Consider the following 16,657-nt stretch of genomic DNA (forward strand, 5'->3'; position numbering starts at 1 on the left):
CTTGGCATGCCCGTCTCCGGATTGTCGGTGTTTGCCTGGTGGATTATTTGGCTTGGCTGGTGGACCGTCGGCGTGCCATGGCTACGGCGTAGAGGCTGATGCCGGCCGCCACCGAGGCGTTCAGGGATTCCACCGAGCTGGAGATGGGGATGGAGGCCAGGGCATCGCAGTTCTCGCGGACCAGGCGGCTCAGCCCCTTGCCTTCGGAGCCCAGGACCACCACCAGCGGATCGGTCTCGAAGCCTGTCTCGCCCACAATGGCGCTGCCTGCGCCGTCCAGGCCAACCGCGTAGTAACCGCGTTCCTTGAGCCCTTGGATGGCCTTGGTCAGATTGACCACGCGGGCCACAGGCAGATGGGCGGCGGCTCCGGCGGAGACCTTCCAGGCTGCGGCTGTGACCGAGGCGCTGCGTCGCTCGGGCAGAATTACACCAGAGGCCCCGAAGGCTGCTGCTGAACGGATCACTGCCCCCAGATTCTGCGGGTCGGTGACCCCGTCCAGGGCGATGAACAGCGGGCGGGCGGCAACCTTGGTCGCCTGGTCGGCCCCTTCCAGCGCAGCCGAGTGCTTCTCGGCCCTATCGACCAGGCTCTGCAGGGATGCGTACTGGTAGGGCTGCACCTTGAGGACCACGCCCTGGTGGTTGCTGGACCGGGCGATGCGGTTCATCTCCAGGCGGTCGGCTTCCAGCAGGTTGAGTCCCTCCTGACCTGCCAGCCTTACGATTTCTCTGGTCCTGTCGTCGTGTTCCATCCGGGCGGCCAGATAGAGCTGGCTGGCCGGGACGCCTACACGCAGGGCTTCCAGGACAGCGTTGCGGCCGATGACCAGGTCGTCGGAATCAGAGGTGAACCGGTCGGCCCGGCGCCGGGCTGCCAGACGTGGATCGGCCGCCTGCCTGCGCTGGGCCGCCTGCCGGGCCTTGTATGCCTTGTGATAGACGCGATCCTCTGCCTTGGGGGTAGGCCCCCGGCCGCGCAGCTTGTTGCGGTGCTTGCCACCCGAACCCTTGGTCGGGCCTTTCTTGTTAGCCATGTCTTCAGTGTAAAGGCAGGCGGGAACCGGTCAGATGTCCGTCGACCTCAATGCCTACAGGGCGAAGACACACTGTAACCAGGCCGTGTGAGTCATCCCAGAGCGGCCACCTGATCAGAATCCGGGAACTCCATCCACTCGACCGGGGACTGTCCCTTCGATGCAGGGGTGACGGCGATGTGGGCCATGGATGCCCGGCCCGAGGCCCCATGCCAGTGTCTGACGCCTGCCGGGCAAAAGACTACGTCGCCGGGTTCCAGTCTGCGCGGCTGATGGCCCTCCTCCTGCTCCCACCCCTGACCGGCGGTGACAATTAGGAGCTGGCCATGCGGATGGGTGTGCCAACGGTTGACGCACCCGGGCGCGAAGGTCACATTGCTGGCCGAGCATTCCGCGTCCGGATCGGTCAGGCGATGCAGCCAGACATGACCGGTGAAGTTGGGGCCGTCAGCCGAATCTCCCAAGGGGTAGGGCCCTGAATCCGGCTCGGTCCCGGCTTTGGATGGGATTGCAGCACTGTCCTGGTTCTCACCGTAGACCTCCTTGGCCAGGTCGAAGGCCGACCATGCCTTGGGCCAGCCTGCGTAGAAGGCCAGGTGGGTGATCAGCGCCACCATTTCTGTGCGGGTGACGCCATTGCTCTTGGCCATGGCCATGTGGCTCTTCAACTGGGGGAAGAGTCCCATGCTCATCAAGCCTGCGCAGGTGATCATGCTGCGGTCCCGAGCCGAAAGTTCGTCCTCGCGGGACCAGACCTGGCCGAAGAGCATGTCGTCGTTCAGGTGGGCGAATTGTGGCGCGAACCGACCGAGCCGGTCGTGGCCCGCAGTTTGTTTGATTGCCATGGGTTAGTCTCCTTGCCATCATTGTGGCCGGGTCATTCCGGCAGATTCAGCTATACCCCTTCGAGTGCGCTCGAAGTCAAGGTGCCCAGACTGTCCCGGATGGTCAACGAGGTAGGCAGGGCCAGGGCTCCGCGGTCCTCGGTGACAGGTGGGATGCCGGCTTTGCGCAGCCGAGCGATCAGGGCGGCCTGTTGACGGGACTGCCCGGTCTCGGGCTTCCGACCCAGCAGAATATCAGCTGCGGCATGTCCTATGGCTCTGCGGGGGATACGAATCGTAGCTACGGCCGGCTTGACGACAGGAGCGACCATGGTGTTGTCAAATCCGAGGACGCCGACCCTGTCGGGCACGGTGATTCCTTTGGACTGCAGCTCCAGAATGACACCGGCGGCGATTAGATCATTGTAAGCGACCACGGCATCGGGAGGTTCCTGCTCCAGTGCGATGACGGCCTGCCTACCGCCTTGGACAGTAGGATTCACCGGACCAATTCGTCGGCATTCCAGCCCTATAGTCCGGCTGAGTGCTTGCAGGCTCTCCCAGCGGGATCGGTCGGACCAGGCCCCCACACGGCTGGCTATGTACACTACAGACCGTCTTCCCTGACGCCGTAGCAGTTCCAGGGCTTGGGCCAGGCCGGTGGAGGCATCGGGCAGGACAGAAGGAAGGCCTTCCATGGGGCGGTTGAGGATTACAAGAGGCAGGCGTCGTCCCAGGCGCCGGGCCGTTGACGCCCGGACCTGATCGGTGGCCAGGATGATTCCACGGGTATGGCCGACCAGGCTTTCCAACAGGTCTTCCGTGCGCCCCAGCTCGGTTCCGGCTTCGATGATGCCGACTGCACCTTGTTCAGGAAGTGCCTCCTGAGCGCCGGCAAGGATCTGGGAGGAGATTCCGTTGGAGGTGTCCTGGACCAGAAAGGTGATCATGACTGGACCGGTCGCATCCCTACTGGGAGGACGGTCGGGCAGGGGGTATCCCATGGATCGGGCCAGGGAGCGGATATGGTCGGCGGTCTGCGAGTTCAGTCGACCGGGATTGTTGAGCGCGCGGGAGACCGTGGACGGGGACACTCCGGCCCTTGCGGCCACATCGATCATGCGCACGCGTCGGTGCCCTTCCCGCCCCTGTGCGGGCTCCGGGGATTTCCTGGACAAGCCTGATGCTCCGTTCCTTGCCTGATATGGCTGCACTGGCATTGTAGACGGCCTGCCTGCAGGTCGGCGCTGATGCGTCCGAAGACCTCCTCGGTCAGCGGATAGCAGCGGATCAGCAGGACCGAGATGGTGAACATGGCAGCCGGTACCAGGCCCACAGCCAGCCGCATGTTGGTGCCCAGGGCCGGATCCTGGGCAACATTCATGCCTGGCCTGTAACCCAGGAAAGACAGGATGGCCGGCCCCGCCCATCCATTGATGGCCGCTCCGACCTGGCGGGTGATGCTGAGGGCGGCCATGGAGGCTCCGGCAGTGTTTCCGTTGCCGGTCCGCCACTGCTCGTACTGGACCGAATCCGCCTGCATGGCCCAGATGCAGGGGGTGATGACCTGCACTCCGATGCCGTTCAAGGCTATGCAGGCGACTGCAGGCCAGGCGGATCGGACCAGGATGAAGGCCAGCGAGGATCCGATGACCATCAGCCCGCCCAAGGTCCAGGTGCCTCGCTTGCCCAGACGCTGCACCAGCCAGGGCGAGCAGGGGGCTACAACCACCCCGGCAAGGACGCCCACCAGGGTCAAGGCGAAGGTGATTCGTCCGGTCTGCCCAGGGTTGCCGACGGTCAGGACCTCCTTGGCGACGATTGGGGCCAGCGAAGCCACCGGGTTGGTCATGAACAGGGTGGCCAGACAGACCACCAGCAGGGGCCGATTGTCGGCCAGGAGTCGCAGATCCTCTTTCAGGGAGGTGCGAGGGGCTGCTGGAGGTAGGTAGCGCTCCCTGGTGGTCCGGGCCATGATCAGATAGCCCAGGGAGCCCAGCAGACAGCAGGCGGCGACCACCGGAAGAAAGAGGCGGGAGGGGTCCATGTCGTTGACCCGCGGTGCCAGGGTAAAGGTCAGGATGACCCCTGCCGCCGCTCCGCCGAAGGTGCGGGAGGCAGCCAGGCGCTGGCGGTCATCGGGGTCCCGGGTCATGGCTCCCAGAAGGGCCCCGTAGGGCACGCCGCCCAAGGCCCCGAGGAGTTGATAAAGCAGGTAGGTGGCGATGGCCCAGCCGATGCGTACCGCCATGGGGGCGCCCGCCGGAATGGTGTACATCAGGGTGACGGAGATCATCATCGGCAGGCCGAAGATGACGACAAGCCGCCGCAGACCGCCCTCCCGGTCTTTGTCGCGTCCGTCGGTGATTCTTCCGGCGACCAGGTAGACCAGGGCCTGGAAGAGGTGGGCTCCCAGGAAGATGTCGGCCACCAGCATGGGATCCATGCCCAAGTAGAGGTAGTAGGTGGTCAGAAAGAGGTTGGTCATCTGCCAGCCGACGTTGTTGGCGGCATCGCCCAGTCCGTAGCCCAGGATGGCGGACCTGGGCAGGGACTCAGCACTCATGGTCGCCCTCGGTGATGAGGCAGGGAAGGGAGGCGGGGGATTCCGGTCCGGCTCCTGCCGCATTGATGGCGCTGACGCTGACCGTGTACTTGCCGGGTGTCAGATCATCGAGGGTCAGGGTGGTCTGTTTTGCAGCCAATCGCAGTCTCGTATTCTGCCCACTTCCCATTTCGCGCATGGTGACCAGATAGCCCTGTAGAGGGATGCCTCCATCGTTCGGGGGAGACCAGGATGCCTGCATGGTTTTACCGGAAGAGGTCAGCCCGGGTTTGGCCGGACGCCCGGGCGCATGCCCGAGGATTAAGGGATCGCCTTGGGAAGAGGTGGGTGAGACCCGGCCATCCTCGGTGGTGAAGGCTGCCATGACCCGGTAGATGCCTGGTGGAATCTGCCGGAAACTATGGGTCTGTTGGTCGGCGGGCAGCCAGACGGTCGGCTTGGGCTCATGATTGTCAGACGGTTTCAGGGTCAGTTCGCACCCTGAAAACCCGCGTGGGACATGGTCAACAGTCAGACGGACGGTCATGTCTGCCGGGTCAATGCTGACCTGGGGGTCGCTGGGCCTGGGCAGCGTCGGATCGGTCCTTTCGGCTTTGGGGGGTCCCATACGCAGCTCAAGCAGGTCCGCTGGTTCGCCGATGCCCGTGGAGTTGCACTCCTGCAGGATCATCCGCCAGGTGCCGAAGGGGATCCCGTCCAGGTCGGCCCGTCCCTGAGGCCGGTCTAGGTAGAAGGTCATAGCCCGGCCTTTTCGGTCACGCAGAAGGACCTGGGCGGTGCGGGGCGCGTCGGCCTGGTGTCGGATCGGTCCGTGCTGCCAAGCCAGGCGCAGGCGGTGTCCATGAGGCTGGGCGTCGATACTTTGGGGAGCTGCAGGTATGGCCGGCAGACGATGGCGAGAGAAGGCCATGATCTGGCTCAGCTGCAAGGCGTACCGTCCTCCCTGATAAGGGTTGGCTCGCAGCCGGGTTGCCTCGATTTTGATAAACCTGATATTGCTCATTGGGGCGAAGTCGAAGGCCTGTGGCCTACCGTCCGCCGGCAGCGGATAGTTGTGGCGGCTGCAGACCTTGGTCCAGCTGCGACCGTTCGATGAAAGGCTGATGGAGAAGTCCAGCGGAAAGCCCTGACCCTGGTTGGGGTCGGTCGACCTGCTGCCGGTTGCGTACTCCACCACGCCGAAGGAACCGGTGCCTGACTGCTGGCTGGCATCTCCAGACGGATTGCGACCCCGGGGCGCTAGGACCACCTGGGATAGGGTGGCAGCCTGCCGCATCTCCAGGAGAATCCACTCCGGGCGGTTCCGGTTGCCGACGGAGCTGGACCAGCCGAATCGGTCGTAGGCGGCTCCGAGACGGCCGTCGACCAAGGCGGCCCTTGTCCACCCTGGCAGATCAGCTTGGGAGGAGACCTGGACCCGGGCCCCTGCGGCAAGATTGGCCCGGGCCTGTCGGGGAGGCCGCCGCCCGGCGGTGAAGGTGACCGTTACCGTGGCCGTCTCCTCCAGCTCTCCACGAAAGCGCACGCGGGCTCGATAGAGATGTCCGGGTTCCAGGCCGGAGGGATTGACGGTGTAGTAGATATCCTGCTCGTGGCGCAGGTTCCCGTTCATGCTTTCCAGGCTGAAGGCGCCCTCGGCATCCTCCAGGATCTTGGCGCTCCAGCGCTCGCTCATTGCGCTGCCCTCCTGACGCAGATGGATGCAGTGTTTAACCTCTCTTGATACCCATTCCACCCGGCCCAGGTCGATGCGGGGGTGTGCGGTCCCCAGCCGTGGCGGAGCGACATGGTCGATCCACCCCAGGAAGTTCTCCTCCCGGAAGACCTGCCTACCCTGCTTGCGCACGCACAGGATCAGAAGGAGTCGGGCCCCCTGGCTGGCCCGATCCCTGGGCACGGTGATGGTCACGGGTACGGTCCGCCAGGATGCATGTGGGACCCGCACCCGTCGGCGACCTCGGTCGACAACTACCTGTCTGCCCTCTGGGCCACGCTGCCAGGCCACTTGCCAGACCAACTCAAGGTCGGTTCCCCCACGTTCCTCGTCATTGTGAACGATGATGGTGCGTCGGCTGGTCATTCCGCGCGGGTAGATCCTGTGGGGCTGGCCTAGGCGCGGTTCACGGTCGAATTCCTTGTCGTAGGCGGCGACATCTGCGAAGGAGGCGGCTATATATCCAAAGGCGGGCCCCTCCTGCCAGGGTTCGTCCTCACCGCGCCAGGGATCGAACTGGGGACGCAGCAGCCTTTTAGGGTTAAGCCCCCTGCGGATTCTGCGCCGGTCCGGTTCCAGGCAGGCCTCGATGTTGTCGTAGATGAAGGCGGAAATGCAGAAAGGCTTCCAGTCGACCACTCGCGTGGTCCGTATGCCCCTGGTCACCCGTCCGACCTCCCGGCTGAAGTCCGCCCGGGAGATGGTGTCCGGATCGCCGTTGAGACGGCCGTGGTAGATGTCGACAATCCGTCCCTGCCCATCGTAGCGGGGGATGCCTGCGGTGGAGACGGAGAATTCCTCACCTGCTGCCAGGGGCAGGGGCGAATCGATGTCGTAGAGGGCATAGATGTTTGGAGCCGAAGTCATGCCAGAGGGATACCCGCCGTAATAGTGGCGGGAATCCTCATCGGTAATGGGAGCATTGAAGCCATCATTGACCACTGGCCGGGTGCCGTCCTGCTCCTGCACGGCCGCTTGCAGGGCTGGGATGAGCAGGTCGCCATCCTTGGGGTTCCATGCCTCGTTGGTGGTGGACCAGAGGACGATGCTGGGGTGGTTCCGGTAGGCCCGCACCCACCGCCGCGTCCACTCGGCATAGTGGCCAATGGCTTCAGGGCCGTAGCTCATGTGGAAGGGCGGATTCAGTTGCACGTTGGCTGGAGAGCCTGGATTCCAGAAGGCTGTCTCCTCCTCAAGGAGCATGCCGGTCTCGTCGGCGCGGTCGGCCAGGGCTTGCGAGGGGACTGAGCGGATGTGGTTGCGCAGGATGTTGAAGTTGGCATGTCGATAGGCGTCAACCCAGGCCTTGGTCATGTCCAGGCCGGATTGGTTGTCGTCAAGGATCAGCCCATAGGCATCGCCGGCCTCGTTGATCAGGTCGCGGCTGCCCTGGTTGAGTAGGCAGAGGGAGTCGCCGCGCAACCGGATGGGGATGCCGTTGAGCAGGTACCGATCTCCCTGGCGCTGGAATTGCCGGAAGCCGAATCGCTCCTGGGAACGGTCGACCACATGGCCGCCGACGTCGAGAAGAGCCTGCATGACATAGAGAAAGGGATCGGCACGGGACCAGTAGTGAGCATCCGGCCAGGCCGTCTGCAGGTGGACGACCTTGGAGGAGCGGGGACTCAGGGAGCAGGACACCGGGTTGAAGGCCAAGACGGCCCGGCCCCTGCGCATTGAAGGTTTCCAGGGGCGTACCTTGGCCCTGAACCGCAGATCGCATGGGCGCTCGCTGGTGTTGATCAGCGTTGCATTGAGCTCCAGCCGGTCGTTGGAGGGGTCGGCGTCGCCGCCCAGATCGGGGATGATTTGCAGGTCTTCGATGCGGATCTTGGGCCTGCTGCTGAGCCAGACGTCGCCGCCCAGCCCCAGCCGTCCAACCAGGTTCTCAGTGCCGAAGGGGAAGAGCAACCGATCGGGTCCTTCTGCAGAGGTCAGGGCATCGGCGGGAAGGGATTTGACACTCCAGATTTCAATCCTTATTTGGTTGCGTCCGGCATGAACCGCCTTGGTGACGTCCAGATCATAGGGGAGCAGCGTCATCAGATAACCCTTGGTGGATGACGGCCCCACTGGAATTGCATTGATCGACACCTTGCCCAGGGTGGCAAGGGCATCCAGGTGCAGGATTATATCCTCGTTCGGGTCAAGGGCGTTCAGGAAGAATTCCTTGAGGTAGACGCCATGGTGCAGATCCCGGCTCCAGGAGTCCGGATAGCCGGTGGTCTCCGGCAGGCTGTCCCACCAAGTGGGCACCATGACGGGATATCCCCGGTCTCCGTCGTTGGGGTGGAAGTCCCAGATGCCGTTGAGATTGAGTTTCACGCCGCCTCGCCTCGCTGCCTGCTGATGTCGGTTCCCGATCGGCCATCATGGCCGGTCAACAGGCAGGGTACATCGTATTAAGGCATTGCCATTTATTGCCAATCTGGTCCCGAGAAGTAAGGGTGGCCAGAGCTTGCTTCAAGCATGGCGGCTGAAGGCAGACTTCCGGCCTGGGCATTTGGGGATTGTCGACGAATATGCAGACACAGGCATGCAGGTGCCAGGCCTTTATGGTCCTGGCTTGGGGTGATTAGTCTGAGACGTCGGCCTTGTAGAAGTTGATGTAGGAGCGGGAAGGAGTTGGGCCGCGCTGGCCTTGGTAGTGGGAGCCGTTGTGCTTGGACCCGTAAGGGTATTGAGCGGGCGAGGAGAGCTGGAAGAAGCACATCTGGCCGATCTTCATGCCAGGCCAAAGTTTGACCGGCAGGGTGCTCACGTTGGACAGCTCCAGGGTGATGTGACCTTCAAAACCCGGATCGACGAACCCGGCGGTGGAGTGGGTCAGAATGCCCAAGCGGCCCAGGGAGCTTTTGCCCTCCAACCGGGCGGCCAGAGTGGAGTCCAGCTTGACATACTCCCAGGTGGATCCCAGAACGAACTCGCCTGGGTGCAGAATCCAGGGTTCGTCCTTGGGCACCTCGAATTGCTCGGTCAGCGCACCCTGGTCCTCCGCCGGATCCACGTATGTGTACTGATGGTTGTTGAAGACCCGGAAGTAGCGGTCCAGGCGTACGTCCACGCTGGAGGGCTGGACCATGGCGGGCGTCCACGGGTCCAGATTCAGGTGTCCTGCCTGGTGGGCATCCAGGATGTCATGGTCGCTGAGCAACATGCCTAGGTATCTCCTTTGGATTCGTTGGTCGAGGGTCTCTCCTCGGGCGGGAAACCATCCGAAATCCAGTCTAACCGGCCCTATGCCCGCTTCCTGATCCTGCTGGATTCACAGAGAATTTTCAGATAACACTATCGTCACCATAAGGTACCTGCTCTTTACTATAGATATCGGCTCAAAAACCGAACGGGCGGTTGACCTCCGTCCGACAACTGATTTCCCTTTCTTCTCTCTCGCCCGGCGGTGTTCACGCATCGCCGGGTTCTCTTCATTTTGGGGGAAGTATCAGTGCGCCGACGTTTCACGTGAAACCGTATGTCCAATGGCTCGATTGAGTTCGTTAAGGTCTATTACAGTACGGTCGGGCGTTGGCGAATCAATGAGTGTTTGCAAATCCATGAGTCGCCCAGTGTTGGTCCGGTCCGAACCTTTGTTCCTTGAGCTTCTACCCCCCCCCCCCTGTATTCAGGACTCAAGGCCGGCAGATCTCCGAGATGGAATTGACAGTTCCGTGCAGCCACATTCTGGCATAGATCGTGCTCCGATGCGCGGCCCAAATCATAGGCACAGAATTGAAGACGAGCATTGAAAATATGGAAGAACCCCCGTCAGTTATGGCTATGACGGGGGTTCTCCACCGGGGGGAGGGACGGCGATCTTCTTGCCTTCGGCGGCTGAGGGAAGAGGGGGACTATCACATTGCCAAAAGCAGTCCGAACTCCGCTCCCTCCCCGGTTCGAGCGGCCGGGTGCCGGTGCTGGGCCCGACTCATTCCCGAGGCCAGGAGGAGTGGACCAAGCAGTGCGGCTATCCGACCAAGTATGTGTAGGTCACACCAGCCTTACTCCTGGGGAGCCTTGGCTGACATGGCCTTGTGGAAGATGGCCACGATGATCAGGGCCAGCAGGGCGGCCGCCGCCATGACCCAGAACATGTTGGCCACCTGGGCCTGGATGCCGGTCTTGACGCCCGCCAGTGCATGTGACCCGAATTGGGGATTGGCCATGAGTCCGCTGTAGACAGCCATGCCAATAGAGGCCGAGGTGTTCATCATCAGATCCCCGATGCCGATGCCGCGTCCGTTCTGGTCCACAGGCAGGGTGGCCGAGAAGGAGTCGTAGAGGGGCGTGTAGGACATGGTGATGCCGGCGATGAAGACCGAGGCCAGCGCGGTCAGGACCCAGAAACCCGAGGTGAGCATCAGGGCCGAACCGGCGGCTCCGGCGATCATGAGCAGGGCGGACAGGATCAGCATGGGCAGGCGTCCCATGGCGTTCATGATGACTCCGGACAGGCAGCCCACCAGAGTGGCCACGATGTAGACGATGGTCAGGCAGAGGGAGACCTGGCTCAGGGAGATTCCGTAGATGCGGTCGCCGATCACGTTGTAGATGGGCACGCAGGCGAAATTGAAGAAGTAGAAGACGAAGAGGGCCAGCAGGACAGCCATGTAGGCGCCGTTGGTCACGAACCCGCGGCTCAGGAAGGGGTTGGCGCCCTTCCAGACGTAGCCGGCGAAGATCAGGATCAGGACGGCCAGCACCCCAAGCATCCAGGTGGCCGGGAAGGAGAAGTAGACGGCCACGAACCCGGCGATCAGCGCGAACAGGGCGATGCCGAAGACGTCGATGCGCTCGCCCTTGATGCCGGTGTCAGGCGTGTACTTGAGCACCGGGGGGATGAGCAGGATGGAGACCAGGGGCACCAGGAAGAGGTAGCGCCAGTCGATGGAGGTGATCAGTCCGCCGGCGAAGATGCCCACAGCCGAGGATGCGTAGTAGACGGCGTTGAAGATGCCCAGGTAGAAGGCGCGCTCCTTGTCGCTCAGGTACTTCATGGCCATGACCAGGAAGACCGAGCCGGCCACCTGACCGCCCGCGGTCTGGATCATGCGGGCCAGGACCACGGCCCAGAAGTTCGAAGCGCCGAAGAAGCCCAGGAGGCTGCCGACTATCAGGGCGCCCACGCCGAACAGGGTCATCTTCCTTGGGGAGATGTAGTCGCAGAGGGTGCCGTAGAGCATGCAGACCACGCCCAGGACGATGCCGGGTAGGGTGCTGATCAGCGAGGCGTTGGCGGACATCCCCAGGGAGTCACCCACGTTCTGGAAGACCAGGTTGAAGGCCTGGATCATCAGTGTGCCCAGCAGGAAGATGGCCAGCAGGGCCGGCAGGGCCCGCTTGGTGCTGCGGCGGTTTTCGTCCACGGTTGCTTCGGTAGCCGTTGTAGTGATGGTTTCGCTCATGACTGCCGTCCTTCTATCGTTCGCTCTCGGTCTTGCGCACCAGGGTCAGAAGCCTGTCCATGAAGCGCCGGGTGAACCGCTCGGTGTCGACCGACAGGGCCACCTTGGTGTTCTTGACCGTGTCCAGAAGCCTGCTGGGGTCGCCGATGGTACGGGCCCGCTGCGGTCCCTCGGTCTCGACCATCAGATTGGTGGCGAAGGTGGTGACCAGGCTGGGGTCGATGGCCACGGCTGCGGCCAGGGGATCGTGCAGGTTGCAGCCTCCCAGGTAGACCCCGCTCTCCTTTTCGCTGATGTCGATGTAGTAATCGGTCATGTCTGCCAGGAAGCGGCCGGCGCTGGTGCCTGTGGCGCGCAGGGCCTCGGTGTCCTCGCGGCTCATCAGAGCCTGGGTGGTCACATCCAGGCCAACCATGGTGATGTCTGCGGTGGTGGCGAAGACCCGGTTGGCTGCCTCGGGATCCTGGTTGATGTTGGCCTCTGCGAAGGGCCCAACGTTGCCAGGCTGGGTCAGCGTGCCGCCCATCATGACGATGCTGATGCGGTCGACGATGTCGGGGGCCTTTTCCAGGGCGGCGGCGATGGTGGTCAGGGCGCCGGTGGGCACTACGACCAGCTCACCCTTGGGGTAACGACGGACCGCGTCGATGATGAAGTCCACCGAGCTCTGCTGGCTGGCCTGCCGGTCGGTCTGTGCGGGGATTTCGACGTTGCCGGTGCCGTTGGCCCCGTGGAAGATCTCGGAGTCCGGCGGAACGCTGAAGGAGTCGGCCGTGCTGGGGTGATCGATTCCCTTGAAGACCGGGATATCCTCCCTGCCGTACATGGCCAGAAGCCGCAGATCGTTGTCGACGCCTTGGTCGCGCACCACGTTGCCGTAGGTGCCGGTGATTCCGATCAGTTCGGCATCCGGGGAGCCCAGAACGTAGGACAGAGCCAGCGTGTCATCGATGCCAGTGTCCAGATCCAGGATGATCTTGCGGACGGTTCCCTTGTTTGCTGACACGTTGGTCTCCTTCCCAGAAGGATGGGCAGCCCCAACCTTCTGCTTACCTATGTCGTGCCTTCCCTAGGCTGATTCGTTACTGCCGTGAAACAAACAACCTGTTTGATGTAACGTTTCATCAAACTGTACGGAGCTAAACTACCTGCGGCTTGGAGGCTTGTCAAAGCGCGTCGGGGGGGTGTTCGCCATCAGGGCAGAGACCCGCAAATCCATCGGTGATGTCTGCAGCTACGGGTGGTCGGCCGCTTTTCCTTGCAACCGACGATAATGAGGGTATGACTTTAGCGACTCCTGAACAGTATGTGGCGATGCTCGATGCGGCCAGACGGGGGTCCTACGCCTATCCCGCCATCAATGTGACCAGCACCCAGACCCTGAACGCGGCCCTGCAGGGGTTGGACGAGGCCCAGTCCGACGGGATCATCCAGGTCTCCGTGGGAGGTGCCGCCTACCTGTCCGGACAGCGCCTTGCCGACCGAGTGGCTGGCTCCATCGCCTTCGCCAAGTTCGCCCACGAGGTGATCGCCCGCTATCCGAGTATCACCGTGGCCCTGCATACGGACCATTGCGCCCCGCAATACCTGGACGAATGGGTGCGGCCCCTGCTGGCCTACGAGAGGGACCAGGTGGCCCACGGTCAGGATCCGCTCTTCCAGTCACACATGTGGGACGGTTCCGGCCTGCCCCTGCGGGAAAATTTGGCCACGGCGGCGGAGCTGCTGGAACTGTCCCGCGCCGCCCATACCGTTCTGGAGATTGAGGTGGGCACTGTCGGCGGCGAGGAGGACGGTCACTCGGCTGCCATCGACCAGCGGCTCTATTCCTCGCCCGAGGACGGCCCCAGGGTGGTCGATGCCCTGGGCCTGGGCGAGCGCGGCCGCTACATGGTGGCTTTTACCTTCGGTAATGTGCATGGGTCCTATAAGCCCGGTGTGGTCAAACTGCGGCCCGACCTGTTGGGGCAGATCCAGGCCAGGACGGCCAGAGCCATATCCAATGGGGAAGTCGGTGGCATACCCACTCCGAGCGCCCCTGCCGACAAGCCCTTCCTCCTGGTCTTCCACGGGGGCTCTGGCTCGCAGCCGGGGGAGATTGCCTCGGCCGTCGCTCATGGCGTGGTCAAGATGAATGTGGACACCGACACCCAGTACGCCTTCACCAGGGCCGTGGCCGGGCACATGTTCGCCAACTACGACAAGGTCCTCAAGGTGGACGGGGAGGTCGGCGAAAAGAGCGAGTACGACCCCCGTTCCTGGGGACGCCAGGCCGAGGACGGGATGGCGGCGCGTGTAGTCCAGGCCTGCCAGCAGCTGGGTAGTGCGGGAAGAGCCATGAGGTGATTGGCAACTTCCTGTCTTGAGAGGTACATGATGGCGGGGAAGCTGCGGTCGACTGCTGAACCTGTTCGGGCCTTCTGACACCAGGGTTGGTGCCTGGGTCGGTCGGTCTTCCGCTCCACACGTAGGGTTAGGCTCATCTATGGATGGTCTGCCGTTGTTTCCTTGGATGGCGGCCAGTGGATAAGGAGCATCGTATGCCTGGAATCGTGATCGTCGGGGCCCAGTGGGGCGACGAGGGCAAGGGCAAGGCAACGGATCTGATCGGCGAGCACATGGACTACGTCGCCAGGTTCAACGGGGGCAACAATGCCGGCCATACCGTGGTCGTGGGTGATCAGGAGTACGCCCTCCATCTTCTGCCCTCGGGGATCATTCACCCGGCCATCACCCCGGTCATCGGCAACGGCGTCGTGGTTGACCCGGCCGCCCTCTTCGAGGAAATCGATGGGCTCCAGTCCCGCGGCGTGGATTGCATCCGGCTGAGGATCAGCGAGTCCGCGCACATCATCGCCCCCTACCACCGGACGCTGGATAAGGTGACCGAGCGCTTCCTGGGCAAGCATAAGATCGGCACGACCGGCCGCGGGATCGGCCCCGCCTACGCCGACAAGATCAACCGTGTGGGCATTCGTGTGCACGACCTGTTCAATGTCGACCACCTGCGTGACAAGGTGGAGGCCAGCCTGCACCAGAAGAACCAGATGCTGGTCAAGCTCTACAACCGCCGGGCCATCGAGGTGGAGGCCACCGTTGAAGAGCTGGCGGGATACGCCGAACGGCTCAAGCCCTATGTGGCCAATACCTCATTGATGCTCAACCAGGCCCTGGAACAGGGCAAGAACGTGCTTTTCGAAGGCGGACAGGCCACCATGCTGGACGTGGACCACGGTACCTACCCCTTCGTCACCTCATCCAACTGCACCGCCGGGGGAGCCTGCACCGGCACCGGCGTGGGCCCGACCAAGATCGACCGGGTGGTCGGCGTGGCCAAGGCCTATGTGACCCGCGTGGGCGAGGGACCCTTCCCCACGGAACTGGACAATGAGCAGGGCGAATGGCTGCGCCGTCAGGGACACGAGTACGGGGTGACCACCGGCCGCTCCCGTCGCTGCGGTTGGTTCGACGCGCTGGTCAGCCGCTATGCAGTGCAGATCAACGGCCTGACCGACATCGTGCTGACCAAGCTGGATGTTCTCTCCGGTCTGGAGACCATTCCGGTCTGCGTGGGCTACGACATCACCCGGTCCGACGGCTCCAGGGTCAGGGTGGACCAGATGCCCGTGGACCAGGCCGAGTTCCAATCCGCCCAACCGGTGTACGAGGAGCTGCCGGGCTGGCGCGAGGACATCTCCGGTGCCAAGAGCTTCGAGGAGTTCCCGACCAAGGCCAAGGACTACATCCATCGCCTGGAGGACCTGTCCGGCTGCCGCATTTCGGCTGTGGGTTCGGGTCCGGGCCGCGATCAGATCGTGCAGATCCACTCGCTGATCGACTGAGGAATCTCCATGGGTCTGCCCTGCCTGACCGCCTTCCCCGGGGCGGTGGGTACGGGAATCATTATCTCCACGAATCGGCCTTTGGGAGACTGGCTTCACGGCGCCATCGCCGATCTGATCGAGGATTACGAACGTGCCCTGTCGCGGTTCAGGCAGGATGCCATACCTGCGCAGATGGCCCAGGCTATTCATGGGGGAAGGTTCGTCTTTCCGGACTACTGTCAAGGGCTCTTTGACCTATATGACAGGCTGTACTCCGCCACCGACGGGGCCTTGGACCCCATGGTGGGCGAGGACCTGACCCGTCTGGGCTACGGCAGGCAGCCCACCTTCCGGCTGCAGGCCGATGCTGCCGGTCAGCTGGGGCGGATCCATGGGCGACCGACCTGGGGCGATGACCTCAGGCGTCAGGGTGCTGTCCTTGTGACTACCGGCCCGGTCAGCCTTGATTTCGGGGCGGTCGGCAAGGGCTATCTGGTAGACCTCATTGCCGATTTGCTCGAACCTCGGGTGGAAGAGTATCTGATCGATGCCGGTGGCGACATGCGTATGCGGACCTCTCGTCCGGTCTCCATCGCCATGGAGGATCCCGGTGATCTGTCTGCCGGCGTGGGCCGAATCGAGCTGTCCCATGGGTCCTTGTGCGCCTCGGCACCCAGCCGCCGCCATTGGACCGACCGCTCCGAGGATGCCGCAGCAGCGGGGTTGACGGCACTTCACCACATCCTGGATGCCATCGACGGTCGTCCGGTCGACCGCGTGCTGGCCTCCTGGGTAGTCACTGACGAGAGGAACAACGGACACCCCACGGGTCTGGCTGACGGTCTGGCCACCGCACTCTTCCTGGTGCCGCCGGATGCGCTGGCCGCCGGATTCTCCTTCTCCTGCGCCCTCATGTATGCCGACCGTCAGGCCGTGATTTCCAACGAATTCCCGGGCCGGTTCTTCACCGACCCCAACATCCATCCGTCCACATAGTGGACCTGTCTCGTTGAACAAGCCGGTGCCAGGCCTATGGTCAGCACCAATACAGATGCGCGGAAAACGCATCCGATTCGAGAATGATGAAGGGAGGTTCGCCGTGATGACCAGCTTGACAGACACCCGCCGATTCGGCACCGTGTCCGCACGAATTATTAGCCCGTCCTCACCGGCGGACTGACTCGACAATCTTCATTGTTCGACCCCGTCGGAAGGCGGGGCTGGACGCATAGGCTTCATCGCATCAGACCCTGCCAACAGCGGGGTTTTTCTATAAGGAGATGAGATGAAG

The 16,657-nt window shown here is 63.1% G+C and carries 11 protein-coding genes; 3 read left to right on the plus strand and 8 right to left on the minus strand.

From position 1 onward, the window contains the following. Nucleotides 1–43 precede the first annotated feature (43 nt). The 8 genes from rlmB to AACP62_RS00255 form a co-directional block, all read right to left on the minus strand. Nucleotides 44–1,036: a 23S rRNA (guanosine(2251)-2'-O)-methyltransferase RlmB gene (gene rlmB / locus AACP62_RS00220; protein WP_339345565.1), complete on the minus strand. Its 993-nt coding sequence runs from the start codon at nucleotides 1,034–1,036 to the stop codon at nucleotides 44–46. Nucleotides 1,037–1,128: 92 nt separating this feature from the next. Next, entirely contained in the window at nucleotides 1,129–1,881 is a 753-nt protein-coding gene (locus tag AACP62_RS00225; protein ID WP_339345567.1) for a carboxymuconolactone decarboxylase family protein, read from the minus strand. 50 nt (nucleotides 1,882–1,931) lie between these two features. Beyond that, the gene (locus tag AACP62_RS00230) at nucleotides 1,932–2,981 is read right to left on the minus strand and encodes a LacI family DNA-binding transcriptional regulator (protein WP_339346485.1); all 1,050 of its coding nucleotides are present in this window, start codon (nucleotides 2,979–2,981) and stop codon (nucleotides 1,932–1,934) included. Then, the gene (locus tag AACP62_RS00235; RefSeq protein WP_339345568.1) at nucleotides 2,978–4,426 is read right to left on the minus strand and encodes an MFS transporter; all 1,449 of its coding nucleotides are present in this window, start codon (nucleotides 4,424–4,426) and stop codon (nucleotides 2,978–2,980) included. The genes AACP62_RS00230 and AACP62_RS00235 overlap by 4 nt, the downstream gene beginning before the upstream one ends. Next, a complete protein-coding gene (locus AACP62_RS00240; protein ID WP_339345569.1) occupies nucleotides 4,416–8,465 on the minus strand; it encodes a fibronectin type III domain-containing protein in 4,050 nt (1,349 codons plus the stop codon). Before AACP62_RS00240 ends, AACP62_RS00235 begins: the two co-directional genes overlap by 11 nt. 250 nt (nucleotides 8,466–8,715) lie before the next feature. Then, nucleotides 8,716–9,297 carry a dCTP deaminase gene (gene dcd / locus AACP62_RS00245; RefSeq protein WP_015022650.1) on the minus strand — a complete coding sequence of 194 codons (582 nt, stop codon included), beginning with the start codon at nucleotides 9,295–9,297 and terminating at the stop codon, nucleotides 8,716–8,718. 841 nt (nucleotides 9,298–10,138) lie between these two features. Beyond that, entirely contained in the window at nucleotides 10,139–11,542 is a 1,404-nt protein-coding gene (locus AACP62_RS00250; RefSeq protein ID WP_044097755.1) for an MFS transporter, read from the minus strand. Nucleotides 11,543–11,555: 13 nt separating this feature from the next. Next, nucleotides 11,556–12,548, minus strand: coding sequence for a nucleoside hydrolase (locus AACP62_RS00255; protein ID WP_029678351.1), 993 nt, complete (start codon nucleotides 12,546–12,548; stop codon nucleotides 11,556–11,558). A gap of 275 nt (nucleotides 12,549–12,823) precedes the next feature. Between AACP62_RS00255 and fbaA the strand changes: the two genes are divergently transcribed. The 3 genes from fbaA (at nucleotide 12,824) to AACP62_RS00270 (ending at nucleotide 16,362) form a co-directional block, all read left to right on the plus strand. Further along, complete coding sequence (gene fbaA / locus AACP62_RS00260) at nucleotides 12,824–13,888, plus strand: class II fructose-bisphosphate aldolase (protein ID WP_339345574.1); 1,065 nt, start codon at nucleotides 12,824–12,826, stop codon at nucleotides 13,886–13,888. 194 nt (nucleotides 13,889–14,082) lie between these two features. Continuing rightward, nucleotides 14,083–15,384 (plus strand): adenylosuccinate synthase, encoded by a 1,302-nt coding sequence (locus AACP62_RS00265; RefSeq protein ID WP_339345575.1) that lies wholly within the window; start codon nucleotides 14,083–14,085, stop codon nucleotides 15,382–15,384. A 9-nt stretch (nucleotides 15,385–15,393) separates the two neighbouring features. Next, on the plus strand, nucleotides 15,394–16,362 hold the full coding sequence (locus AACP62_RS00270) for an FAD:protein FMN transferase (RefSeq protein ID WP_339345577.1): 969 nt from the start codon (nucleotides 15,394–15,396) through the stop codon (nucleotides 16,360–16,362). The last annotated feature ends 295 nt before the right edge of the window (nucleotides 16,363–16,657 follow it).

Origin of the sequence: Bifidobacterium apis, from assembly GCF_036986835.1 — a bacterium.
GTDB classification, from domain to species: Bacteria; Actinomycetota; Actinomycetes; order Actinomycetales; family Bifidobacteriaceae; genus Bombiscardovia; species Bombiscardovia apis_A.